Source organism: Streptomyces sp. NPDC049597, from assembly GCF_040675505.1.
Classification (GTDB): domain Bacteria; phylum Actinomycetota; class Actinomycetes; order Streptomycetales; family Streptomycetaceae; genus Streptomyces.
Genome location: NZ_JBFAOY010000040.1, coordinates 1 through 24,871, shown reverse-complemented (window position 1 = coordinate 24,871; position 24,871 = coordinate 1). Strand labels below are relative to the sequence as shown.

The following is a 24,871-nucleotide window of genomic DNA, read 5'->3' as shown; positions in this document are numbered from 1 at the left end:
GGTGATCAGGGTGCGTACCGTCCCACACATGGACGCGAACGCACTGGTCACCGGCCCGAGGAAGACGCTGCCCGGCCCGAGGACGCCGCCCGCAGAGGCGGGCGCTGCCCGGCCCGCGGTCACCGAATTACGGCTCTCCGCCTTCAGGAGGCACCGAGGGGCGGTGCTCCCCCTCGGCCCCATGACACTTCTCACGGGTGTCAGCGGCAGCGGCAAGTCCAGTGCCCTCGAGGCGTACGAGGCGCTCGCCCTGCTCGGCGCCGGACACGATCTGAGGGCCGCGTTCCCGCAGGCGGCCGAGTGCGTTCCGGAAGAGGCCCGGGCCGACCGGCGGGGGCGCCGCGGTTTCCGGATCGGGTGCACGGTGGACGGCCCCGCGGGCCCGGTGCTCCTCGATGTCGCGGTGGAGGCACAGCCGTGCCTGCGCGTCGTCGGGGAACGGCTGACGAGCGGCGGGCGGACCTTGCTCGCCACGGCCCTGCGCGATCCCGGCCGCGCGGAGGTCGAGGCCTCCTGGCACACCTCCGGTGCGGCCGGTGTCACCCGGGGCCGGCTGCCCTGCGACCGGCTCGGCACCGCCCTGCTTCCCCTGCACGTCGCCGGCAGGACGCAGGCCCAGCTGCGTGTGCTGGCCGCGGCCGAGCAGGTGGTCGTCGCCCTGAGGTCGGTCTTCACCTGCGACCCGCGGCCCCACCGGATGCGCGAGCCCGTCGCCGCGGGGCCCGGCAGGCTGAGGCGCGGGTGCGACAACCTCGCCGAGGTCCTGCACCGCACGCGCAGTGAATGCGGCAAGCGGCACGCGCGGCTCGCGGCGGCGGCGCGCGTGGGGTGCGCGGGCCCGGTGACGGACCTGTGCGTGGAGGAGCTCGGGGACGGCACGGTGCGGGCACTGCTCGCCCGTGGCGGCGGCCGTGCCGGAACGCCCCTCGGACGGCTGGGGGAGGGCGAGTTGAGGTATCTGGCCCTGGCCCTGGTGCTGCTCACCGGGCCGGGCGTGCTCTCCGTTGACCAGGTGGCCGAGGTGCCGGCCGCGTACCAGTCGCTCACGGTGCTCGCGGACGGGTTCGACCGGTGCCTGGATCCGGCTCAGTCGCGCGAACTGGTGGGGCTCGCCGCCGAGATGTGCGCCCGGGGGCACATCCGGCTGGTGGGGGCCGTGTCCGACCCGTCGTGCGCGCGCGGGACCGAGGGCGTGTCGGTGGTAGACCTGGTGCCGTGACGAGAGACGACGGGCTGGACGTGGCGGGACTGCAGCGCAGACTGGCGGAGTTCGCGGCGGCACGCGACTGGCAGCCCTACCACACCCCGAAGAACCTGGCCGTGGCGCTGAGCGTCGAGGCCGCCGAACTGGTCGAGATCTTCCAGTGGCTGACGCCCGAGCAGTCGGCCCGGGTGATGCAGGACGAGGACACGGCGCACCGCGTCCGCGACGAGGTCGCGGACGTGCTCGCCTATCTGCTCCAGTTCTGCGAGGTGCTCGGGATCGACGTGTTGCGGGCCCTGTCCGACAAGATCGACCGCAACGAGCGGCGTTTCCCGGCGGAGTAGAGCCGTCGCCGGGGCGTCGCGGACGGGTGCGCCGGGTGGCCGAGGGCCGTTTCGACACCTCTTCGTCACTCTTCGGAGTTGTCGAGTTATCCACAACAGCCTTGGTGTCCACAGATTTCCGAATTCCCCTGGCTTTTCTGGTCGAAGACCTTCACTCTGGGTAATGAACTGAGTGGGCAGACAGTCGTGCGAACGGGGGCGCGGTCATGGACGCGTTACGACTCATCGAGATCAGCCGCCACGCGCTGGCACAGAGCCGGTCCGTGCCGCAGACCGTGGCCGAGGCATGGCAGGCCCAGGCGCTGGCCCAGGCGATCGGCAGCCTGCTCGCCGCGAGCGGGCCCGCCGAGCTGAGGGGCGAGGCCCGGGGGCTCGGCGAGATCGGCGGACGGGGGTGCGGGGTGCTCGACCACCCGATGGTGCGCAGCGGCGGGGTCCGGGCCGCCCAGCTCACCGAAGTCGCCGATGCCATAGCCGTGTTGACCGGCCTGAACATACTGCTCGGCGAGGTCGGCATCGCCCTCGTCGCGGTCGCCTGCGCCACGGACGACGAAGGGCTCTACTGGCAGTGCATCGAGACGATAGACGCCGCGGACGAGTCGAGCGACCGCGTGCGCGGCATGCTGCGCCGCCTGGCGGAACACGAGCCCGAGCGCCCGCCCGACTCGGTCCGCGGCCGGGCGGGCCCGAAGCGGCCCGTCGCCGAGATGGACCCGGCGGCCGGCGCGCCGTGACGGGGCTCCACGGGTCGCCTCGTGCGGCCTGTCCGGGGAGGCCGCTCCCCGGCTGATGTCCCGGGCGGTCGGTCCATGCGGCCGGTCTCCCGCACCCGGCCCGGACGCGGCGGTCCGTTCCGTGCGCAGCGGAGCCGCGGAAATCCATGTGGGAAACGGCTCCCGCGAGGCACGTCCCTTGCTGCGGACAGGCGCGGCCGTCCCGCTGCGACGATCCGGCGCACGGTTCCGCGCGCGACCGCGTCATCCGCACCCACGCGACCGGATCGCGCGGCGGCGACGGGTGCAGGATGGATGCATGGATCTTCGAATCTTCACCGAGCCCCAGCAAGGGGCGAGCTACGAGACGCTTCTGAGCGTCGCCAAGGCCACCGAGGAGCTCGGCTTCGACGCCTTCTTCCGATCCGACCACTACCTGAGCATGGGCTCCGCCGATGGACTGCCCGGCCCGACCGACGCCTGGATCACCCTGGCCGGTCTCGCCCGCGAGACCAGGCGGATCCGTCTCGGCACCCTGATGACGGCCGGCACCTTCCGGCTCCCCGGCGTGCTCGCCATCCAGGTCGCCCAGGTCGACCAGATGTCGGGCGGCCGCGTCGAACTGGGGCTGGGCGCCGGCTGGTTCGAGGAGGAGCACCGGGCGTACGGCATCCCCTTCCCCAAGGAGAAGTTCGCCCGCCTCGAGGAGCAGCTGGAGATCATCACCGGCCTGTGGGCCACCGAGGTCGGCGAGACCTACACCTTCGAGGGCCACCACTACCGGCTGACGGACTCCCCGGCCCTGCCCAAGCCCGCCCAGGCCAAGGTCCCCGTGCTGATCGGCGGCCACGGCACAACCCGCACCCCCCGCCTCGCCGCTCAGTACGCCGACGAGTTCAACCTGCCGTTCGCCTCCCTCGAGGACACCGAGCGCCAGTTCGGCCGCGTCCGTGCCGCCGCGGAGAAGACCGGCCGCTCCCCGGACGACCTCGTCTACTCGAACGCGCTGGTCGTGTGCGTCGGCAAGGACGACGCGGAGGTGGCCCGCCGCGCCGCGGTGATCGGACGGGAGGTCGACGAACTCAGGGTGAACGGCCTGGCCGGGTCCCCGGCCGAGGTCGTCGACAAGATCGGCCGCTACGCGGCGGCCGGCTCGTCGAGGATCTACCTCCAGGTGCTCGACCTGGACGACCTCGAACACCTGGAGCTCATCTCCTCCCAGGTCCAGTCCCAGCTGAGCTGATCCCCGGGAGCCGCTGTGAGACCCGCCCGCACACTCGCCGAAGCGCTCGCCCGTCACGTCCTCGTCCTCGACGGCGGCCTGTCCAACCAGCTGGAGGCGCAGGGCTGCGATCTGTCCGACGCCCTCTGGTCGGCGCGGCTGCTCGCCGACGATCCGCGGCAGATCGAGGCGGCGCACGCGGCGTATGTACGGGCGGGCGCGCAGGTGCTCATCACGTCGAGCTACCAGGCCACGTTCGAGGGGTTCGCCCGCAGGGGCTTCCGGCAGGAGGCGACCGCCCGCCTGCTCGGCCGCAGCGTCGCGCTGGCCCGCGCCGCCGCCGACGCGGCGCCCCACGAGGTGTGGGTCGCCGCCTCGGTCGGCCCGTACGGGGCGATGCTCGCCGACGGCAGCGAGTACCGCGGCCGCTACGGGCTGACCGCTGCCGAGCTGGAGCGTTTCCACCGGCCGCGCATCGAGGCCCTTGTGGCCGCGGGGCCCGACGTGCTGGCCCTGGAGACCGTGCCGGACGCCGACGAGGCGGAGGCGCTGCTGCGCGCGAGCGAGGGCTGCGGCGTGCCGGTGTGGCTGTTGTACACCGTCGCGGGCGGGCGGACCCGGGCCGGCCAGGACCTGGCGGAGGCGTTCGCCCTGGCCGCTGGCCGGGACGACGTGGTCGCGGTGGGAGTGAACTGCTGCGACCCGAGGGAGGTGACCGCGGCGGTCGAGACCGCCGCCGCGGCGACCGGCACGCCCGTCGTCGCGTACCCCAACAGCGGGGAGGGATGGGACGCCGCCGAGCGGCGCTGGCAGGGCGGGAGCGCGTACGACCCCGCCGCGGCACGCGCCTGGCGCGCCGGGGGAGCACGCCTCGTCGGCGGCTGCTGCCGCGTGGGGCCGCGGGAGATCGGAGCCCTCGCCCGGCTGCTGGGCACCCGCTGACCCTGCGGTGCCAAGAAGGTGTTCTGGGGCCCGGTTGTGACAAAAACCGCTGGTCGGGGCGGACCGACCGGACGATACTCAAACGCGTGTTCCTGACGATCAGTACGACCGGCACCCCTGAGCGTCCCGCGACCGACCTCGGCTTCCTGCTGCACAAGCACCCCGACAAGGCGCAGACGTTCTCCACCTCGCACGGCACCGCGCACGTCTTCTACCCCGAGGCGTCGGCGGAACGGTGCACGGCCGCACTGCTGCTGGAGGTGGATCCGGTGGCGCTCGTGCGGCGAGGCAAGGGCAAGGGCCGCGGCGGCGCGCCCGATGCCGCACTCGCCCAGTACGTCAACGACCGCCCCTACGCGGCCTCGTCGCTGCTGGCAGTGGCGCTCAGCACCGTGTTCAAGAGCGCCCTGCGCGGTGTGTGCGCGGCGCTGCCGGGACGGGCCGAGGCCCCGCTGCCGCTGCGCGTCGAAGTGCCCGCCGTCGCCGCCCGCGGCGGCGCCGAACTGGTCCGTAAGCTCTTCGGACCGCTCGGCTGGACCTCGGTCGAAGCCGAACCGATCGCCCTGGACGAGCAGTTCCCCGAATGGGGCGCGTCGCGCTATGTACGGCTCGTGCTCGAAGGGGAGCTGCGGCTCGCCGAGGCGCTGCGCCAGCTCTACGTCCTGCTCCCCGTCCTCGACGACGCCAAGCACTACTGGGTCGCTCCCGACGAGGTCGACAAACTGCTGCGCGCGGGCGAGGGCTGGCTCGCCGAGCACCCCGAGCACAGGCTCATCACCAGCCGCTACCTGTCCCGCCGCTGGGGACTGACCCGGCAGGCCATGGAGCGCCTGGAGCTGGTGCGCCTCGCCGAGACCGACGACCTCGCGGTCGAGGACGTGGACAACGCCGTGGACGAGACCACGGACACCGAGGAGCGCCCCGTGCCGCTCGCCGAGCAGCGCAGGGACGCCGTCCTCGAAGCGCTGCGCGCCGCCGGTGCGAGCCGTGTGCTAGACCTGGGCTGCGGGCAGGGCCAGTTGGTGCAGGCGTTGCTCAAGGACGTCCGGTTCACCGAGATCGTCGGCGTCGACGTGTCGGTGCGTGCCCTGACCATCGCGGAGCGCCGGCTCAAGCTCGACCGCCTCGGCGAGCGGCAGGCCGCCCGCGTCCGGCTGATCCAGGGCTCGCTCACGTACACCGACAAGCGCCTCACGGGCTACGACGCCGCGGTGCTCAGCGAGGTGATCGAGCACCTCGACCTGCCGAGGCTGCCCGCCCTGGAGTACGCGGTGTTCGGCTCGGCGCGCCCCCGCACCGTGCTCGTGACGACGCCCAACGTCGAGTACAACGTGCGCTGGGAGACGCTTCCCGCCGGGCACGTGCGCCACGGCGACCACCGGTTCGAATGGACCCGGCAGGAGTTCCGGACATGGGCCGAAGGCGTCGCCGGACGCCACGGCTACACGGTGCGCTTCGTGGCCGTCGGCCCCGAGGACCCCGAGGTGGGCCCGCCGACCCAGATGGCGGTGTTCGAGACGACGACCGACACGACCACGAAGCAGGCGACCGCCGCATGACCAGCACCACGGAAACCACCGTCACCGCCCCGGGCCGCCGGCTGCCGGTGACCGACCTGTCCCTCGTGGTCCTCGTCGGCGCCACCGGGTCGGGCAAGTCCACCTTCGCCCGCAAGCACTTCAAGCCCACCGAGGTCGTCTCCTCCGACTTCTGCCGGGGCCTCGTCGCCGACGACGAGAACGACCAGAGCGCCAGCGGCGACGCGTTCGACGTCCTGCACTACATCGTGGGCAAGCGGCTCGCCGCCGGCCGGCTGACCGTCGTCGACGCCACCAACGTGCAGACCGAGAGCCGCCGGCAGCTCGTACGCCTCGCACGCGAGCACGACGTCCTGCCCATCGCCATCGTCCTGGACCTCCCCGAGGACGTCTGCGCCGCCCGCAACGCGACCCGCCCCGACCGCGCCGGCATGCCCCGCCACGTCATCGCCCGCCACCGCCGCGAGCTGCGCCGCTCGCTGCGCGGGCTGGAACGCGAGGGTTTCCGCAAGGTCCACGTCCTGCGCGGCGTGGCGGAGGTGGACAGCGCTCAGATCGTTCTCGAGCGCCGCTACAACGACCTGCGCCACCTCACCGGACCGTTCGACATCATCGGCGACATCCACGGCTGCAGCTCCGAGCTGGAGACCCTGCTCGCCAAGCTCGGCTACGAGGACGGCGCCCACCCCGAGGGCCGTACCGCCGTCTTCGTCGGCGACCTCGTCGACCGGGGTCCCGACAGCCCCGGGGTGCTGCGCCGCGTCATGGGCATGGTCGCCGCGGGCAACGCCCTGTGCGTCCCGGGCAACCACGAGAACAAGCTCGGCCGCTACCTCAGGGGCCGAGGCGTCCAGCACACGCACGGCCTCGCCGAGACCGTCGCGCAGCTGGAGAAGGAGGACGCCGAGGACCCCGAATTCCGCGAGCGGGTACGGGAGTTCATCGACGGCCTCGTCAGTCACTACGTGCTCGACGAGGGCAGGCTCGTCGTCTGCCACGCCGGCCTGCCCGAGAAGTACCACGGCCGCACCTCCGGCCGGGTCCGCTCGCACGCGCTGTACGGCGAGACGACCGGCGAGACCGACGAGTTCGGGCTGCCCGTCCGCTACCCGTGGGCCGAGGACTACCGGGGCCGCGCAGCCGTCGTGTACGGACACACGCCCGTGCCCAGCACCTCGTGGATCAACAACACCATCTGCCTGGACACCGGAGCCGTCTTCGGCGGCAGGATGACGGCGCTGCGCTGGCCGGAGCGCGAACTGGTCGACGTTCCGGCCGAGAAGGTCTGGTACGAGCCGGTCAGGCCGCTCCTGACGGAGGCGCCCGGCGGACGCGAGGGGCGCCCGCTGGACCTCGCCGACGTGGCGGGCCGCCGGGTCGTCGAGACGCGGCACATGGCGCGCGTGGCCGTCCGCGAGGAGAACGCGGCCGCCGCGCTGGAGGTCATGAGCCGCTTCGCCGTCGACCCCCGGCTGCTGGTCTACCTGCCGCCGACGATGGCGCCCACCGCGACGTCACGGGAGGAGGCCGGCGGCGCCGACGGACTCTTCCTGGAGCACCCGGCCGAGGCGTTCGCGCAGTACCGGGCCGACGGCATCGGCAAGGTCGTGTGCGAGGAGAAGCACATGGGCTCGCGCGCGGTGGCGCTCGTGTGCCGGGACGCGGAGGCGGCGCGGGAGCGCTTCGGCGTGGAGGGCGCCACGGGCGCGCTGCACACCCGCACCGGGCGGCCGTTCTTCGACGACGGGGCGGTCACCGAGGAGATCCTCCAGCGGCTGCGCACCGCCGTCACCGCGGCCGGCCTGTGGGACGAGCTGGACACCGACTGGCTGCTGCTGGACGCCGAGTTGATGCCCTGGTCGCTCAAGGCGTCCGGGCTGCTGCGCACCCAGTACGCGGCGGTCGGCGCGGCGTCCGGCGCCGTGCTGCCCAGGGCCGGCGCGGCGCTGGAGGCGGCCGCGGCGCGGGGCGTCGACGTGGACGGACTGCTCGGCCGGCAGCGGGAACGGGCCGCTGACGCGGCCGCCTTCACCGAGGCCTATCGCCGTTACTGCTGGACGACGGACGGGCTCGACGGCGTGCGCCTCGCGCCGTTCCAGATCCTCGCCTCCCGGGGCCGCTCGCTGGCCGCGGTCCCGCACGACGAGCAGCTCGCCTGGCTGGACCGGCTCGTGGAGCACGACCCGACCGGCCTGTTGCAGGTCACGCGGCGGCTGGTCGTCGACACCGGCGACGAGGCGTCCGTGCGCGCGGGCGTGGACTGGTGGCTGGAGATGACGGGCCGCGGCGGCGAGGGCATGGTCGTCAAGCCGCTGCAGGCGCTCGCCAGGGACGAGAAGGGCCGGCTGGTCCAGCCGGGCATCAAGGTCCGCGGCCGCGAGTACCTGCGCATCGTCTACGGCCCGGAGTACACCCGTCCGCACAACCTGGAGCGGCTGCGCCAGAGGTTCGTGAACCACAAGCGCTCGCTCGCTCTGCGCGAGTACGCCCTGGGGCTGGAGGCCCTGGACCGGCTCGCCGGCGGGGAACCGCTGTGGCGGGTGCACGAGGCGGTCTTCGCGGTGCTGGCCCTGGAGTCGGAGCCGGTCGACCCCCGGCTGTGACCCGGTCCGGTGCGGCTGCGGGGAGGGCACTGTCGGTGCCCTCCCCGCACTCCGTGATCACCCGCTCGCACGGGCGGTGATCAGCATGTGACACGGGCGGCGATCAGCACATGATCGGGGACGCCCCACATCCCGCGCCCTGCCGGAGCCGTTCGCCGCGCCGGCTGGGAGGCGCTGACCCGGTGTCGCTCACGACGGTGCCCACGCAGGTGCTGTCCGGCGCCGGCCGGGACACGGCCGCCGACGCCCGCGCCCGCCGGGACGGGGCCGCCGTCCACCCCGCGAGGAAGGCGCTGCACGTGGCGTTCGTCTGCGACGTCCGGCAGGAGTGCCGCGCCCGCCCGGGCGGGCGCGGCGAACGGCTCCTGTGGCGGTCGAGCACCTGGGTCATCGACGACTCGACAAGGTCGGCCGTTCGCCGGGTGAACGGCCGTCCGCGCGGCGAGGATGGAGACATGGGATTCCATGTCGACTCCGAGACCGGGCGACTGCGCCAGGTCATCCTCCACCGGCCCGATCTGGAGCTGAAGCGGCTCACGCCGAGCAACAAGGACGCGTTGCTCTTCGACGACGTGCTCTGGGTCCGCCGGGCCCGTCAGGAGCACGACGGCTTCGCGGACGTACTGCGTGACCGAGGGGTGGAGGTGCATCTCTTCGGCGACCTGCTGCGCGAGTCGCTGGAGATCCCCGAGGCCAGGAAGCTGGTGCTGGACCGCGTCTTCGACGAGAAGGAGTACGGGCCGCTCGCGACCGACCACCTGCGGGTCGCCTTCGACGCGCTGCCCACGTCCGATCTCGTCGAGGCGCTGGTGGGAGGGATGACCAAGCGGGAGTTCCTGGCGGGGCACTCCGAGCCGACGTCCGTCCGCTTCCATGTGATGGACCTGGACGACTTTCTGCTCCAGCCGCTGCCCAACCACCTCTTCACCCGGGACACTTCGGCCTGGATATACGACGGCGTCGCCATCAACGCGATGCGCTGGCCGGCCCGGCAGCGTGAGACCGTGCACTTCGAGGCCATCTACAAGCACCATCCCCACTTCGTGGGTGCGGACGCGGACGCGTTCCACCACTGGTCGGAGGGGCAGGACGACTACCCGTCCACCATCGAGGGCGGCGATGTGCTGGTGATCGGAAACGGCGCGGTGCTGATCGGGATGAGCGAGCGCACCACACCGCAGGCCGTGGAGATGCTGGCGCGCGGACTGTTCGCCGCCGGCTCCGCCCGGACGATCGTGGCCCTGGACATGCCCAAGCGCCGGGCCTTCATGCACCTGGACACCGTGATGACCATGGTCGACAGGGACACGTTCACCCAGTACGCGGGGCTCGGCATGCTCCGCTCGTACACCATCGAACCGGCCGACGGCTTCGGCGGGCTCAAGGTCAGCGACCATCCGCCGGAGCACATGCACGACGCGATCGCGGCGGCGCTCGGGCTGAAGGACATCCGGGTGCTGACCGCGACCCAGGACGTGCACGCGGCCGAGCGCGAGCAGTGGGACGACGGCTGCAACGTGCTCGCCGTCGAACCGGGTGTCGTCGTGGCCTACGAGCGCAACGTCACGACCAACACACATCTGCGCAAACAGGGCATCGAGGTGATCGAGATCCCCGGCAGCGAACTGGGCCGGGGCAGGGGCGGGCCGCGCTGTATGAGCTGTCCGGTGGAACGCGACTCCGTATAGCGATGCAGACAGTCGTATAGACTTCCATCGTCACCGCCTTCCGCGACCCAGGAGCAGCCACCATGGCGATACATCTCGAAGGCCGCCACTGCCTCAAGGAGCTGGACTTCACGGCCGAGGAGTTCCGTGGCCTGATCGGTCTGGCCGCCGACCTCAAGGCCGCCAAGCGGGCGGGGACCGAGGTCCAGCGGCTGCGCGGCAAGAACATCGCGCTGATCTTCGAGAAGTCGTCGACCCGTACGCGTTGCTCCTTCGAGGTCGCCGCCGCCGACCAGGGCGCGTCCACGACCTACATCGACCCGGCCGGCTCCCACATCGGCAGCAAGGAGTCGGCCAGGGACACCGCGCGGGTGCTGGGCCGCCTGTTCGACGCGATCGAGTTCCGCGGTGACGCGCAGGACACCGTCGAGCAGCTGGCCGCGCACGCCGGCGTGCCCGTCTACAACGGGCTCACCGACGACTGGCACCCCACCCAGATGCTCGCCGACGTGCTGACCATGACCGAGCACACCGACAAGCCGCTGGAGAGCGTCTCCTTCGCCTACCTCGGTGACGCACGCTTCAACATGGGCAACTCCTACCTGGTCACCGGCGCGCTGCTGGGCATGGACGTGCGCATCGTCGCGCCCCAGGCGTACTGGCCGGCCGAGGAGATCGTCGCCACGGCGCGCCGGCTGGCCGAGGAGAGCGGTGCGCGGATCACGCTCACCGAGGACATCGCCGAGGGCGTGCACGGCGCCGACTTCGTCGCCACCGACGTCTGGGTCTCGATGGGCGAGCCCAAGGAGGTCTGGGACGAGCGGATCAAGGCGCTCGCTCCCTATGCGGTGACCATGGACGTGCTGCGCGCGACGGGCAATGCGGACGTCAAGTTCCTGCACTGCCTGCCGGCCTTCCACGATCTCGGCACCTCCGTGGCGCGCGAGATCCACGAGCGCCACGGCCTCACCGAGCTGGAGGTGACCGACGAGGTCTTCGAGTCGGCCCACTCCGTCGTCTTCGACGAGGCGGAGAACCGTATGCACACGATCAAGGCGGTCCTTGTGGCCACCCTGGCTGCCGTCGGTTAGTCATCCGCCGCATGCGGTGGACATGCGCAACGGCGGACAGTGTGCCGCCATCGGTGGGGTCCCGGCCACGAGCCCGGACCCCGCTTCCCGACCTGGCCGACGCCGCCTCCGCGGCGTGAGACCCGGCGGCGCCGGTCGGTGGCGGGCGGGCAGCCGGGCATGAGGCCCGGCCGCGCCGGTCAGTGGTGGGCGGGCAGGGTGAACCAGACAGCCTTGCCCCGGTCCGTCGGCCGGTGCCCGCAGTCCGAGCTCAGTGCGCGGACGAGCAGCAGCCCGCGCCCGTGCTCCTGCCAGGGGTCGGGCGCATGAGCCGGCGCCGCCGGTGAGAGATCGCCGGGCGGCGCCGGATCGGCGTCGTGCACCTCCACATGACAGACCGTGGGCAGCAGCTCGATCACCAGCTGTATGGGCACCCCGCACGGGGTGTGCTCCACCGCGTTGGCCACCAGCTCCGCCGTGAGCAGCTCCGCCGTGTCGCTGTCCGCGGACGCCTCGATGTCCGCCAGCGCGGCGCGGACAAGTGCGCGCGCCATGGGCACGGCCGCCGTGGTGTGCGGCAGCGCGATGTGCCAGGAGGCGGGCTCGGCTGAGTCGGCGGTTGCGGGCAAGGCGTATGTCCGTTCGGTGGCGGTGGTGCGTTCACCCTACGAACAGCCGAAGGCCGGACCAGGGCCCGGGAGGGCCGCCGCGGGGACCTGTGTCAGAACCGGGACGGGACCCCAGCACTGTCACAACAGGGATATGGCGCGATCGTGACGGCGGTCACGAATGAGTGATAACTTCAGGAGGCAGGCAGCAGGCCGACCGCCCGCCTAAGGAGGCCCCACTCCATGAGCCCCTTTTCCGGTTCCGCGACGCGCACCGAGCGCTGGCACCATCTGCGGCTGACGATCCAGGACGGCGTGGGCTGCGTCACGCTCGACCGGGCCGAGAAGCTGAACGCCCTCACCTTCGGCGCGTACGCCGACCTGCGCGACCTGCTCGCCGAGCTCTCCCGGGAGCGGTCCGTGCGGGCCCTCGTGCTCGGCGGCGAGGGCCGCGGCTTCTGCTCGGGCGGCGACGTCGACGAGATCATCGGCGCGACCCTGTCCATGGACACCGCGCAGCTCCTCGACTTCAACCGGATGACGGGACAGGTCGTCCGCGCGATCCGTGAGTGCCCCTTCCCCGTGATCGCCGCGGTCCACGGCGTGGCCGCCGGAGCGGGTGCGGTGCTGGCACTGGCCGCCGACTTCCGGATCGCCGACGCGTCGGCGAAGTTCGCCTTCCTGTTCACCAAGGTGGGGCTGTCCGGCGGCGACATGGGAGCGGCGTACCTCCTGCCCCGGGTGGTCGGGCTGGGCCACGCGACGCGGCTCCTCATGCTCGGCGAGCCGGTGCGCGCCCCCGAGGCCGAACGCATCGGCCTCCTGAGCGAGCTCGTCGACGAGGGCCTGGCGAACCAGCGCGCCGCCGAGCTGGCCCGGCGTCTCGCCGACGGCCCGGCCCTGGCGTACGCCCAGACCAAGGCGCTGCTCACCGCGGAACTGGACATGCCGCTGGCCGCGGCGGTCGAGATGGACGCGGCCACGCAGGCGCTCCTGATGAACGGCGAGGACTACACGGAGTTCCACGCGGCCTTCACGGAGAAGCGCCCGCCGAAGTGGCAGGGCCGCTGACATGCCCTCCTTCCCCGCCCCGCCCCCACGCCCGGCCGCCGCCGGGGCGTTCCCCGGCCCGGCCCTCGGCCCCGTCGGCCCGGTCCTCGCCGGGGCGGCCCGCCCGGTCGATGGCGTCGCCGCTGTGCCGCCGTGGGCATCGGCATCCGGTCCGGCTTCCGTCGGGACACGGCCCGGCCGTGCCCGCGCCGAGACGTTCCCCGGCCCGGCCCTCGGCCCCGTCGGCCCGGTCCTCGCCGGGGCGGCCCGCCCGGTCGATGCCGTCGCCGCTGTGCCGCCGTCGGCAGCGGGCCCCCGCCCGGCCCCCGCCGACGTACCCGGCACGCCCGCGTCCATCGCTCCGCACTCCGACGCGTCCCACGGGCACCCCGCCCCGTCGGGCGGGCGCCCCCTGCGCGTCGCCGTCATCGGCGGGGGGCCCGGGGGGCTCTACGCCGCCGCGCTGCTCAAGCGGCTCGACCCGGCCCGCGACATCACCGTCTACGAACGCAACGCGCCCGACGACACCTTCGGCTTCGGCGTCGTCCTCTCCGACGAGACGCTCGGCGGCATCGAGCACGCCGATCCCGTGGTCTACGGCGCCCTGCGGGAGGAGTTCGTCCGCTGGGACGACATCGACATCGTCCACCGCGGCCACACCCTCACCTCCGGCGGTCACGGCTTCGCCGCTCTCGGCCGGCGCCGCCTGCTGGAGATCCTCCACGAGCGCTGCGCGTCCCTCGGCGTGCGCCTCCGCTTCCGCACCCCCGCGCCCCCCGCCGCCGAACTCGCCGCCGGCCACGACCTCGTCATCGCCGCCGACGGTGTCCACAGCGCGACCCGCGATGCCCACGCCGACGTCTTCGGGCCCCGGATCACCACCCACCGCTGCCGCTACATCTGGCTCGCCGCCGACTTCGCCTTCCCCTCCTTCCGGTTCGAGGTCGCCGAGACCGAGTACGGCGTCATGCAGCTGCACGGCTACCCGTTCTCCGCCGACGCCTCCACCGTCATCGTCGAGATGCGCGAGGAGGTCTGGCGTGCCGCCGGCTTCGGCGAGCTCGACGAGCAGGAATCAGCCGCCCGCTGCGCCAAGGTCTTCGCCGAGGCGCTCGACGGCCGCCCGCTGCGCGGCAACTCCTCCGCCTGGATCGCCTTCCGCACCGTCGTCAACGACCGCTGGTCGCACGGCAACACCGTGCTCCTCGGCGACGCGGCCCACACCGCGCACTTCTCCATCGGCTCGGGCACCAAGCTCGCCGTCGAGGACGCTCTCGCACTCGCCGCCTGCGTCCAGGAGCAGCCGGACCTGCCGGCGGCCCTCGCCGCGTACGAGAGCGAGCGCCGCCCCGTCGTCGAGTCCGTCCAGCGGGCGGCGGCCGCGAGCCTGCGCTGGTTCGAGGAGCTCGCGACCTACCTCGACCAGCCACCCCGGCAGTTCGCCTTCAACCTCCTCACCCGCAGCCGCCGCGTGACCCACGACAACCTGCGGCTGCGCGACCCCGCCTTCACCGGGGCCGTCGAACGGGACTTCGGCTGCCCGCCGGGCACACCGCCCATGTTCACCCCCTTCCGCCTGCGCGGACTGACTCTGCGCAACCGCGTCGTCGTCTCGCCCATGGACCTCTACGTCGCCGAGGACGGACTCCCCGGCGACTTCCACCTCGTCCACCTCGGCGCCCGCGCACTGGGCGGCGCGGGCCTGGTGATGACCGAGATGGTGTGCGTGAGCCCGGAGGGCCGGATCACTCCGGGCTGCACCGGGCTCTACACCCCCGAACAGGCCGCCGCCTGGCGTCGCGTGACCGACTTCGTCCACCAACGGGCCCCGGGCGCCGCGATCGGCGTCCAGCTCGGCCACTCGGGCCGCAAGGGCTCCACCAAGCTCATGTGGGAAGGCATCGACCAGCCTCTGGACCAGGGCAACTGGCCCGTGTCCGCCGCCTCCCCGATCCCGTACCGGCACGGCGTCAACCAGATCCCCCACGCGCTCGACCGCGCCGGACTCGCCGCGATCCGGGACCAGTTCGCCGCGGCGGCCCGCCGCGCCGTCAGCAGCGGCTTCGACCTGCTCGAACTCCACTGCGCGCACGGCTATCTGCTCTCCGGCTTCCTCTCGCCGCTGACCAACCACCGCACGGACGCCTACGGCGGCTCACTGGAGAACCGGCTGCGCTTCCCCCTAGAAGTCTTCGACGCCGTGCGGGAGATCTGGCCCGATGAGCGGCCCATGACCGTCCGCATCTCCGCCACCGACTGGGCGGACGGCGGCACCACCGCCGAGGACTCCGTGGCCGTCGCCCGCGCCTTCGCCGCCCATGGAGCCGACGCCGTCGACGTCTCCACCGGCCAGGTCGTGCCCGACGAACGCCCCGAGTACGGCCGCTCCTACCAGACCCCGTACGCGGATCGCATCCGCAACGAGGCGGGCGTGCCGGTCATCGCGGTGGGCGCCATCTCCTCGTGGGACGACGTCAACTCGATCCTGCTCGCGGGCCGGGCCGACCTCTGCGCCCTCGCCAGACCCCACCTCTACGACCCCCACTGGACCCTGCACGCGGCGGCCGACCAGGACTACCAGGGCGACGCGGCCCCCTGGCCGCTCCCGTACCGTGCCGGCAGCCGCAAGCCCCCGACGGGCCGCACCGACGCCCCCAGGCCCCGGCTCACGCTCGGCTGATCAGGCCCCGCCGCCGAGCACGAACGCCGCCCCGGCGTCCCGCAGCCGCGCGTGCAGCCGGGCGAACACGTCCGCCGAGCGTCCGCCGGGCCAGCCCTGGGGCAGCAGCTCGGCGGGCAGGCCCGGGTCGACGTACGGCAGTCGGCGCCAGGAGTCCAGGGCCGGCAGGTAGTCCCGGTAGGCGTCCTCGGCCGGGGTGTCCTCCCGGGCCTCCCAGGAGCGCAGTACCGGCTCGTGCAGATCGAGGAACTCCTCGTGCTGCTTGGCGATCGCCGCCAGGTCCCACCAGCGCGAGACCGCCTCCGCCGTCGGGGTGAAGCCGAGATGCTCCCCCCGGAACAGGTCCACGTACGTGTCGAGCTGGAGGCGGCGCAGGGTGTGCTGCGTCTCGTCGAACAGGCGGGCAGGAGCGATCCACACCCCTGGAGCCGCCGCGCCGAAGCCCAGCCTGACCAGCCGGGAGCGCAGCAGATGGCGCTTGTGGCGCTCGGCCTCGGGCACCGAGAACACGGCGATGACCCAGCCGTCGGCGAGGTCGGCCGACGAGCCGGCGAAGATCCGCCGGTCGCCGTCGTCGAGGAGTTCACGGGCGTCGGCGGACAGGGCGTAGCCGGCCGCGCCGTCCTCCGTGCGCTCGGGCACCAGCAGCCCGCGGCGTTTGAGCCGGGAGACCGAGGAGCGTACCGACGGCGCGTCCACGCCCAGGACGCCCAGCAGCCGGATGAGCTCGGCCACGGCGAGGGAGCCCGTGTGCTCGCGCCCGTAGGCGCCGTACAGGGTGACGATCAGGGATCGGGGGGTGTGCTGCTCGGCCACGCGATCACTCTAGAGCGCGCAGGCGGAAGCGCTGCAGCTTGCCGGTCGGTGTACGAGGCAGGGCGTCGAGAAAGACGATCTCGCGCGGGCACTTGAACGGCGCGAGGCGCTGCTTGACCGACGCGGTCAGCTCCTCGGCCGTGCCGTCGCCCGGCACCGCGCCTTCGCGCAGGACCACGTAGGCGACCACGATCTGGCCGCGCAGCTCGTCCGGGCGTCCGACGACCGCCGCCTCGGCCACGTCCGGGTGGTGCAGCAGGGCGTCCTCGACCTCGGGTCCCGCGATGTTGTAACCGGCCGAGATGATCATGTCGTCGGCGCGGGCGACGTAGCGGAACCAGCCGTCCGGCTCACGCACGTAGGTGTCGCCCGTGATGTTCCAGCCGCCCCGGACGTACTCGGCCTGCCGCGGGTCGGACAGGTAGCGGCAGCCGACCGGGCCGCGCACGGCCAGCAGCCCCGGCTCGCCGTCGGGCAGCGGGTCGCCCTGTGCGTCCACCACGCGCGCCTGCCAGCCCGGCACGGGGACCCCGGTGGTGCCCGGCCGGATCGCCTCGTCGGCCGCGGAGATGAAGATGTGCAGCAGCTCGGTGGCGCCGATGCCGTTGATGAGGCGCACACCGGTCCGCTCGTGCCACGAGCGCCAGGTGGCCGCGGGCAGGTTCTCACCGGCCGACACACAGCGCCGCAGTGAGCGGATGTCGTGCCCGTCGAGGTGGTCCAGCATCACGCGGTAGGCGGTGGGCGCCGTGAACAGGACCGACACCCGGTGCTCGCGGATGGCCGGCAGCAGCTGCAGAGGACCGGCTTGTTCCAGCAGCAGCGTGGAGGCCCCGGCCCGCATAGGGAACACCAGCAGCCCGCCGAGGCCGAAGGTGAATCCCAGCGGGGGACTGCCCGCGAACACGTCGTCCGCCTGGGGCCGCAGCACGTGGGCCGAGAAGGTGTCGGCGATCGCGAGGACGTCCCGGTGGAAGTGCATGCACCCCTTGGGGCGGCCCGTGGTCCCGGAGGTGAAGGCGATCAGCGCCACGTCGTCGGCCGCCGTCGCGACCGCCTCGTACGGCTCAGGGGGCCGCGCCGCGGCCAGTCGCAGCAGGTCGTCGGGCGCGTCACCGCCGTACGCGGTGATCCGCAGCCCCGGCACCTCGGCCTTGACCAGGTCGTCGACCGACCGGATGTCGCACAGGGCGTGGCAGGCCCGCGCGATCTCGCACACCGTGGCCAGCTCCTTAGACCGCTGCTGTGCCAGGACGGTGACGGCGACGGCGCCCGCCTTGAGGACGGCGAGCCAGCAGGCCGCGAGATACGGGGTGGTCGGCCCGCGCAGCAGAACCCGGTTGCCGGGGACCACGCCGAGGTCGCGGGTGAGGACGTGCGCGATGCGGTCGACCTGGTCGCGCAGCTCACCGTACGTCCAGACCACGCCCTCGCCGGTACGGAAGACGGGCCGGTCCGCGCCGTGGCGTCCGATCGTGCCGTCCAGCAGCTCCACCGCGCAGTTGAGACGTCGCGGGTACCGGAGCGAGGGCAGGTCGAAGAGGATGTCCGGCCACTCCCCGCCGGGCGGCAGATGGTCGCGCGCGAAGGTGTCCAGGTGGGCCGAGGGTGTCAGCTCCATGAGTTCGCCCCTCTTCCGGTGGTGGGGTCGCGAAACGAGCGTATCGTGATGGTGACGACAGTCAACGGTGCGCGATACTGTGCTTTTCGCCGGGGAACACCCCGCACCTCCGGCCGTCCGAAGTGGGGAGCGAATGCCCGTATTCTCACTCGATCCGGTACAGACCGCCTGGTGCGCCGAGCTGCGCACCACGGCCATGACCCGATTGGCCCCGCTCGCCGAGAAGGGCGAACCGGGCCGAGTCAACCGCCCCTTGGTGGCCGCTCTCGGCGAACTCGGCCTGCTGGAGCGCCTCTTCAGCGCAGGCGCGCTCGAACTGTGCCTGCTGCGCGAGTCCCTGGCGTACGGCTGCACGGAGGCCGAGACCGCTCTCGCGCTCCAGGGCCTCGGCACCTTCCCCCTCGTCCAGGCGGGTACCGAGGAGCAGCGCGGGCGCTGGCTGCCCGAGGTCGTCGCCGGACGGGTCGTCGCGGCCTTCGCGCTGAGCGAGCCCGACGCCGGTTCGGACGCCGCCGCGCTCACGCTGAAGGCGGTGCCCGACGGCCGCGGCTGGCGCCTGAACGGCGAGAAGTGCTGGATCTCCAACGCGCCGGAGGCCGACTTCTACTCCGTCTTCGCCCGGACCACCGAAGGCGCGGGAGCCCGCGGTGTCACCGCGTTCCTCGTCCCCGCCGACCGTCCGGGACTGAGCGGCACGCCGCTCGACATGCTCTCCCCGCACCCGATCGGCGCCCTGGCCTTCGACGACGTCCCGGTGACCGCCGACGACCTGCTCGGCGAGCCGGACCGCGGCTTCCGCGTCGCGATGAACACGCTCAACCTCTTCCGGCCCAGTGTCGGAGCGTTCGCGGTGGGCATGGCGTGCGCCGCCCTGGACGCGACCCTCACGCACACCGCGCACCGCAGGACCTTCGGCGGCACGCTGGGCGACCTGCAGTCGGTGGCCCACACGGTCGCCGAGATGGCCACCCGCACCGAGGCCGCCCGCCTGATGGTGTACGCGGCGGCCGGTGCGTACGACGAGGGGGCGGCCGACGTGCCGAAGCGGTCCGCGATGGCGAAACTGCTCGCGACCGAGACCGCCCAGTACGTCGTCGACTCGGCCGTCCAACTGCACGGCGCCCGCGCCCTCCAGCGCGGCCACCTGCTCGAACACCTCTACCGCGAGGTCCGCGCACCCCGGATCTACGAGGGTGCGACCGAGGTCCAGCGCACGATCATCGCCAAGGCGCTGTACGCGGAGGAGGCCGCCCGATGAGCCTGCAACGGCACAACCCGGCCGAACTGTCGCCCCCCACCGGCTTCTCCCACGCCGTCACCGCGTCCGGTACACGGCTGGTGTTCCTGGCCGGGCAGACCGCTCTGGACAGCGACGGCAAGGTCGTGGGGACCACGCTGCCCGAGCAGTTCGAGACGGCGCTGACCAACCTGCTCGCCGCCCTCGCCTCGGCCGGCGGCACCCCGCACGACCTCGCCCGCGTCACCGTCTACGCCACCGACGTGGCCGACTACCGGGCGCACGCCGTCGAACTGGGCCGCATCTGGCGCCGTCTGGCGGGCCGTGACTACCCGGCGATGGCCGTGATCGGCGTGGTCAGGCTGTGGGACGACGCCTGCCTGGTCGAGGTGGACGGGACGGCCGTACTGCCCTGACGGCGGCCCCGCCCGACACCCCGCGCACACGGCCGCTCGCCGGCCGAACCGCCGGCGCACGGAAGGCTGTTGGAGATCGCGGACGGCGGCACGCCCATGGGCCGAGGCCGGCCGGGACACCGGCCTTTGCGCCGCGGTCCTCCGTCTCCGGGAAGGGCCGGCGAACGCCCATGATCGAGTGGTGACCCCCAGGGGGCGGGCTTAACGTCGAAACAGTGGACGGAAAGACTTTAAACCTGCCGAACGGGTGATATCCGTACAGGATTCCCCACCACAGAGGCACGATGCGCCATGACGACCCCGCAGCCGACGCCGGCCCTGTCGGACGGCACCCCCGCAAAGGGCGGCGGCGGAAACGGGGTGGCGCTCGTGGTCATCGCCTCCTGCCAGCTGATGGTGGTCCTCGACATCACCATCGTGAACATCGCCCTGCCGCACATCCAGACCTCGCTGGGCTTCTCCACCACCACCCTGTCGTGGGTGCTCAACGCCTACACGCTCACCTTCGGCGGGCTGCTGCTGCTCGGCGGGCGCGCCGGTGACATCCTCGGCCGTCGCCGCGTCTTCGTCTCCGGCATCCTGCTGTTCGTCCTCGCCTCGCTGCTCGGCGGGCTGGCGCAGAACGCCGGACAACTCCTCGCCGCCCGCGCCCTCCAGGGCGTCGGCGGAGCGATCGCCTCTCCCACCTCGCTGGCGCTGATCAGCACCACGTTCAAGGAGGGCCCGGAACGCAACCGGGCCTTCGGCGTCTTCGCGGCCGTCTCGGCGGGCGGCGGCGCGATCGGTCTGCTGGCGGGCGGCATGCTCGTCGAATGGCTCGACTGGCGCTGGGTGCTGTTCGTCAACGTGCCGATCGGTCTGCTGATCGCGATCGCCACACCGCGCTGGATCAAGGAGTCCGAGCGGCACCCCGGTCACTTCGACCTTCTCGGCGCCCTGAGCTCCACCCTCGGCATGGCGGCGCTCGTGTACGGGTTCATACGCGCGGCGCAGGAGGGCTGGCGCGACCCGCTCACCCTTGCGTCCTTCGGCGGGGCCGTGGTGATGCTCGCCGCCTTCGTCACCGTCGAGCGGCGCTCGAAACAGCCGATCACCCCGCCCCACATGTTCGCCGACCGCAACCGGGCGGCCACGTACGGCATCATGCTCTGCCTCGCGGCGGCGATGTTCGGGATGTTCTTCTTCCTCACCCTCTTCGTCCAGGGCGTGCTGGACTTCAGCCCTCTTCAGGCGGGGCTCGCCTTCCTGCCGGTCAGTGCGCTGATCGCGGCCGGCGCCGGACTCGCCTCGCACCTGCTGCCGAAGTACGGCCCGAAGCCGTTCATGGTGACCGGTGCGCTCCTGGCCGCGACCGGGCTGGCGTGGCTGACCCTGACCGACGTCCACTCCACGTACGCCGGCAGCGTCCTCGGGCCGATGCTGGTCTTCAGCCTCGGCATGGGCATGCAGTTCGTCTCGATCACCCTGATGGCGCTCTCCCGGGTCCCGGCGCACGAGTCCGGCGCTGCCTCCGGCCTGCTGAACACCACACGCCAGGTGGGCGGTTCCCTCGGACTGTCCATCCTCGTCACCGTCTTCGGCACGGCGAGCGGCATCGAGGCCGAGGATCAGATCCCGCGCTTCATGGCCCAGGCGACCCCGGCGGAACGGATCCGCTTCGAGCGCACCGGTCAGCTGCCGGCTCCGTGGAGCGACGAGATCCTTACCTCCGGTGTGTCCGCCGCCTTCGTCGTGGCCGCCGTCTTCACCGCCGTCGCCGCGGTGCTCGCGCTGCTCGTCATCCAGGTCCGCCCCGACGACCTGGAACGCCTCAAGGGCGGCGTGACGCCCGGGCCGTGAGCCGCCGCGGCCGCCCGGGCGATCGAGGGCGAAGCCCCTGGTACGGGCCCGTGCGAAGGCCCCGGCACATCCACGTGCCGGGGCCTTCGGTCCGAGCGGTCGCGACAGGCTCAGCTCACATCGCAGAGGGACCAAGGCCGCGTCCGCGTCCCCGCTCGCCCCGGGCTCCGGCTGCCATGGCCAGGGCGCAGAGCAGGGCGACGACGCCGACGATCACGTTGTTGACGACGGTCCGCGTGGTGTCGACGTTTCCGGCGACGACCCAGGGCGCGATGATCGTGAAGGCACCTATGGCGCATCCTGCCCATGCCATGGAGTGGGTGCGTTCGTACGCCGACCCCAGGCCGCCCATACAGGCCGCATAGGCGATACCGAGGAGCAGGTTGGTCACCGCCAGGGCGGTGAGGCCGCTGAATCCGGCTATCCACGGCGATGCCGCCAGGTAGACACCGGTCAGCAGTGCCAGCGCTTCGACGGCCTGGGCCGCGGGATTCGTCGTCGCCCGCTCGAAGCGGGAACGCATCTCGGCCAGGTCCGGGTGTTGTGAGATGTCTGAACGGGTGGTCATGGTGGGCCGCCTCCTGTCAGCAGCCTTATCTGTCCTTTATGTCCATGGAACGCCTGTCGGACCGCGAGGTCAATGGGGAATTTCCCGGCGCCCCGACCCATGGGCACCGCATCGGAGCTGCTCAGGCCGGAGGTCTGCCCCCGGCCCCGCCGGAGCCCGGGCCGGCGTCGACATCGTTGCCCTGCGGGCTCTCGTGGGCAGCCCGCCCGTCCGTACCCGCGGCTTCGCCGTCGGCCTGAGGGGGTGCGGTGCCCATGTCGCCGAGCAGGCCGGAGGTCGCCAGCATGAAGCCCAGCTGGGCACGGCTGCTGCTGTCGAAGCGCTCGGAGACCTTGCGGATGTGGGCGACGACGGTGCGGCGGCTCAACCCGATCCTGCGGGCGATGCGTTCGTCCGTCTCGCCGGAGACCATGGCTCGCAGGATCACGCGCTGGATGTCGTCCGTCACGGGGGTGTCCCGTGGGGCGGCAGCCGACGGGTCGACCGGTGTGGCCCGGGCCCAGTGCCGCTCGAACATGACGGTGAGGTACCGGATCAGGGCGGGATGCCGTACCGCCATCGCCGCGTCCGCGGTCTCCTCCCCGATGGGGATGAAGGCGACGTCCTGGTCGCAGATGATCAGGCGGTCGAAGAACTCGGCCAGCGTGCGGACTTCGGCGCCCTCGGCGGTGATCTGCTCGATGTACGCCAGGGTCGGCTTGTGGGTCCGCACCGAGTGCTGGTACAGCGTCCGCTGCCGTACGCCGCGGGCCAGCAGCGGCAGGCTCCGGCCCAGTGCCTCGTGCAGCAGCTCGACCGAACGCCCGCCCCCCGGCTGGGCGGTGATGAGCTCTTCGCGGCAGGCGTTCACGGCGGCCTCCAGCGCGGCACTGATGGCGCGCATGCCGCGGATGACGGTGAGCGACTGTTCTTCCCGGCCTCTGGCCTCGGCATAGACGGCGTCGTACGCGCCCACGGCGGCGCGGATCTCCGCCGCTTCCCTCTGCAGGCGGGTCATCGCCTCCTCGAGGGGGCGCAGGGCGGCCTCGGCGGCGACGGACGGCGGTACCGGGAAGGCCAGGCCGTTGGAGTTCTGCGACTCGATGACGAGGTGAAGTCTCTTCAGACAATCCGGCACGGCCTCGAAAAAGATATCTCCTTCAACTACCGCTCGGCGGTAGTGCTCCTTTGCCCAGTCGCATGGCTCCGCCGCGTCAACTATGCCGCACTTGGGCGCCCTTGAGCAGATTTGATGTCGCTTCACAGATGTGAAATGTAACATCACGCAGCCGGTCCAATCCGACTTTTCGCTCCCGGTTCGGTAAGGATCAATGGTGAGGATCGCTGCTGGGGGGAAGCGGTCACGCTCTGCCCTCGGTCCGGTCCGTGCAGTCTCACATCACATCAGCACGGTAAGGAATTCCCATGCGCAGTCTTTGTCAGACCATGTTCGGCGCCGCGGTGATCGCCGCGGTGCTCGCGGTCTTCATCGGGGGGCCGGCGGCCTCCGTCGGGGCGTCCGCACCGCACCCGGCCGGCCCCACGGCCGTCGACGGCGACCCTGCCTGGGGCTGAGAAGCGACCATGCGCCGGGAGCGATCCCGGCGCATGCCCGTGCCCGCGGTTCATCACAAGGTTTCGAACGGGGGAGTGACGTGGACGGTGCTCTCGAACTTCATGTAGGTACACATGTGGACATTCCTGTATCGATAGAGCTGCTGCCGGGGCTGTCGGTGCTCTCGGCGCTGGCGGACGCACTCGGCATCCCGCAGGGCGTGCCCGTGAGCCGGCGCAGAGTTGTGCGCAAGGACTGCCCGGAGCAACTGATGGAGACGATGGGCCCCCTCACCGCTTCGGGGTCCCTTCACGTCCCCGCCGTGCTCTCGATGGGGGGCGCCACAGGGAGCGACGGCATACGGGACGAGATCCGAAGAGTCGCCGACATCCCGTCGGACTCTTTGCTCGCCGACCTCGAGCGGACCTTCGGCGGGGAAGTGCCGCCCGCATGGCGTAAAGTCGCCGATAATCCGGCTGATTTCCTTGCCGCTTACCGTCGTGCGGCGGAAACGGTATGGGACTCGGTCGCTCCGGTGTGGCGGAGCGGGAAGCCCTTGCTGGAACGGGAAATCGAGCGGGTCGGTGTGGCATCGGTCACGGGGACCATGAGTGCTCTTCTCGCCAATCTGAGCCCGAGGATCAGATTTGTCGACGGAAATGTACTGCTTCCCGGCGACGCACCGAGAACCAATGGCGTCGCGGTCCGGAAAATGACACTCATGCCCCTGGTATCGGGCACGCGCGCGTGTGTCCATCGCGTCGACAGGGACGGCCACGCGTACATCGGCTATCCCGTCGCCGGGCTCGCCCCGCTCCTCCAGGGAGAGACGTCGAGGACGGGACGGGGGGCCGACGCGCTCGCCATGACACTCGGCGAGTTGCGGGCCGTCATCCTGCGCAAGGGCAACCAGCCTGTCTCCATGGGGACGTTGGCCGACCTGCTGCACTGCACCGCCGGCACCGTGACCTACCACTGCCGCCAGCTGGAACAGGCCGGCCTGCTGTCCCGCGAGCGGCAGGGGCGCGAGGTCCGGATACTGCGCACCCTCAGAGGAGACGCACTGGTGGACGCCCTGTCATGACGGCCCACAAGAAGGCGGATCTCGTCGTCCTGGTCTCCGGATCGGGGACGAATCTCCAGGCCCTGCTCGATGCCATTGCCGCCGATCCGGACGGGTTCGGGGCGCGGGTGGTGGC

At 72.2% G+C, this 24,871-nt stretch carries 21 protein-coding genes and 1 pseudogene; 17 read left to right on the top strand and 5 right to left on the bottom strand.

Annotated elements, in window-relative coordinates:
• The first annotated feature begins 28 nt into the window (after positions 1-28).
• The 9 genes from AB0K02_RS30135 (at position 29) to argF (ending at position 11,324) form a co-directional block, all read left to right on the top strand.
• The gene (locus AB0K02_RS30135; RefSeq protein ID WP_365995737.1) at positions 29-1,219 is read left to right on the top strand and encodes an ATP-binding protein; all 1,191 of its coding nucleotides are present in this window, start codon (positions 29-31) and stop codon (positions 1,217-1,219) included.
• The gene (locus AB0K02_RS30130; RefSeq protein WP_365995736.1) at positions 1,216-1,548 is read left to right on the top strand and encodes a nucleotide pyrophosphohydrolase; all 333 of its coding nucleotides are present in this window, start codon (positions 1,216-1,218) and stop codon (positions 1,546-1,548) included. The genes AB0K02_RS30135 and AB0K02_RS30130 overlap by 4 nt, the downstream gene beginning before the upstream one ends.
• Positions 1,549-1,754: 206 nt before the next feature.
• Complete coding sequence (locus AB0K02_RS30125; protein WP_365995735.1) at positions 1,755-2,282, top strand: DUF6099 family protein; 528 nt, start codon at positions 1,755-1,757, stop codon at positions 2,280-2,282.
• Between the two features lie 298 nt (positions 2,283-2,580).
• Entirely contained in the window at positions 2,581-3,504 is a 924-nt protein-coding gene (locus AB0K02_RS30120; protein WP_365995734.1) for an LLM class F420-dependent oxidoreductase, read from the top strand.
• Between the two features lie 15 nt (positions 3,505-3,519).
• The gene (mmuM, locus tag AB0K02_RS30115; RefSeq protein WP_365995733.1) at positions 3,520-4,425 is read left to right on the top strand and encodes a homocysteine S-methyltransferase; all 906 of its coding nucleotides are present in this window, start codon (positions 3,520-3,522) and stop codon (positions 4,423-4,425) included.
• Between the two features lie 86 nt (positions 4,426-4,511).
• Complete coding sequence (locus AB0K02_RS30110; protein WP_365995732.1) at positions 4,512-5,984, top strand: 3' terminal RNA ribose 2'-O-methyltransferase Hen1; 1,473 nt, start codon at positions 4,512-4,514, stop codon at positions 5,982-5,984.
• A complete protein-coding gene (locus AB0K02_RS30105) occupies positions 5,981-8,566 on the top strand; it encodes a polynucleotide kinase-phosphatase (RefSeq protein WP_365995731.1) in 2,586 nt (861 codons plus the stop codon). Before AB0K02_RS30110 ends, AB0K02_RS30105 begins: the two co-directional genes overlap by 4 nt.
• Before the next feature lie 455 nt (positions 8,567-9,021).
• Entirely contained in the window at positions 9,022-10,254 is a 1,233-nt protein-coding gene (locus tag AB0K02_RS30100) for an arginine deiminase (RefSeq protein WP_365995759.1), read from the top strand.
• 62 nt (positions 10,255-10,316) lie between these two features.
• A complete protein-coding gene (argF, locus tag AB0K02_RS30095) occupies positions 10,317-11,324 on the top strand; it encodes an ornithine carbamoyltransferase (protein ID WP_365995730.1) in 1,008 nt (335 codons plus the stop codon).
• Between the two features lie 179 nt (positions 11,325-11,503).
• On the opposite strand, the gene AB0K02_RS30090 is transcribed toward argF, so the two are convergent.
• A complete protein-coding gene (locus AB0K02_RS30090; RefSeq protein ID WP_365995729.1) occupies positions 11,504-11,932 on the bottom strand; it encodes an ATP-binding protein in 429 nt (142 codons plus the stop codon).
• Between the two features lie 222 nt (positions 11,933-12,154).
• Between AB0K02_RS30090 and AB0K02_RS30085 the strand changes: the two genes are divergently transcribed.
• Entirely contained in the window at positions 12,155-12,982 is an 828-nt protein-coding gene (locus tag AB0K02_RS30085; RefSeq protein ID WP_365995728.1) for an enoyl-CoA hydratase family protein, read from the top strand.
• Position 12,983: 1 nt separating this feature from the next.
• On the top strand, positions 12,984-15,641 hold the full coding sequence (locus AB0K02_RS30080) for a bifunctional salicylyl-CoA 5-hydroxylase/oxidoreductase (RefSeq protein ID WP_365995727.1): 2,658 nt from the start codon (positions 12,984-12,986) through the stop codon (positions 15,639-15,641).
• Here AB0K02_RS30080 and AB0K02_RS30075 read toward each other — a convergent pair whose 3' ends face one another.
• Together AB0K02_RS30075 and AB0K02_RS30070 are read right to left on the bottom strand one after the other, a co-directional pair.
• A complete protein-coding gene (locus tag AB0K02_RS30075; protein WP_365995726.1) occupies positions 15,642-16,457 on the bottom strand; it encodes a PaaX family transcriptional regulator C-terminal domain-containing protein in 816 nt (271 codons plus the stop codon).
• Between the two features lie 4 nt (positions 16,458-16,461).
• Positions 16,462-18,078 (bottom strand): AMP-binding protein, encoded by a 1,617-nt coding sequence (locus AB0K02_RS30070; protein ID WP_365995725.1) that lies wholly within the window; start codon positions 18,076-18,078, stop codon positions 16,462-16,464.
• 133 nt (positions 18,079-18,211) lie between these two features.
• Between AB0K02_RS30070 and AB0K02_RS30065 the strand changes: the two genes are divergently transcribed.
• The 3 genes from AB0K02_RS30065 to AB0K02_RS30055 all read left to right on the top strand — a co-directional run bounded on the left by AB0K02_RS30065 (position 18,212) and on the right by AB0K02_RS30055 (position 21,570).
• Entirely contained in the window at positions 18,212-19,336 is a 1,125-nt protein-coding gene (locus AB0K02_RS30065) for an acyl-CoA dehydrogenase (protein WP_365995724.1), read from the top strand.
• Positions 19,333-19,731 (top strand): RidA family protein, encoded by a 399-nt coding sequence (locus AB0K02_RS30060; protein ID WP_365995723.1) that lies wholly within the window; start codon positions 19,333-19,335, stop codon positions 19,729-19,731. Before AB0K02_RS30065 ends, AB0K02_RS30060 begins: the two co-directional genes overlap by 4 nt.
• Positions 19,732-20,022: 291 nt before the next feature.
• Positions 20,023-21,570, top strand: coding sequence for an MFS transporter (locus tag AB0K02_RS30055; RefSeq protein WP_365995722.1), 1,548 nt, complete (start codon positions 20,023-20,025; stop codon positions 21,568-21,570).
• Positions 21,571-21,685: 115 nt separating this feature from the next.
• Here the strand turns inward: AB0K02_RS30055 and AB0K02_RS30050 are convergent, their stop codons facing one another.
• Both AB0K02_RS30050 and AB0K02_RS30045 read right to left on the bottom strand, forming a co-directional pair.
• Positions 21,686-22,138: an SPW repeat protein gene (locus tag AB0K02_RS30050; protein WP_365995721.1), complete on the bottom strand. Its 453-nt coding sequence runs from the start codon at positions 22,136-22,138 to the stop codon at positions 21,686-21,688.
• A 121-nt stretch (positions 22,139-22,259) separates the two neighbouring features.
• Complete coding sequence (locus AB0K02_RS30045; RefSeq protein ID WP_365995720.1) at positions 22,260-23,255, bottom strand: LuxR C-terminal-related transcriptional regulator; 996 nt, start codon at positions 23,253-23,255, stop codon at positions 22,260-22,262.
• 287 nt (positions 23,256-23,542) lie between these two features.
• On the opposite strand from AB0K02_RS30045, the gene AB0K02_RS30040 reads away from it, so the two are divergent.
• From AB0K02_RS30040 to AB0K02_RS30030, 3 genes and pseudogenes are all read left to right on the top strand, one after another.
• Complete coding sequence (locus tag AB0K02_RS30040; RefSeq protein ID WP_365995719.1) at positions 23,543-23,692, top strand: hypothetical protein; 150 nt, start codon at positions 23,543-23,545, stop codon at positions 23,690-23,692.
• Between the two features lie 80 nt (positions 23,693-23,772).
• Positions 23,773-24,756, top strand: a complete 984-nt coding sequence (locus AB0K02_RS30035; protein WP_365995718.1) for a helix-turn-helix domain-containing protein — start codon at positions 23,773-23,775, stop codon at positions 24,754-24,756.
• A pseudogene (locus AB0K02_RS30030) lies at positions 24,753-24,871 on the top strand (phosphoribosylglycinamide formyltransferase); the annotation flags it as partial. The gene AB0K02_RS30035 and the pseudogene AB0K02_RS30030, both read left to right, overlap by 4 nt.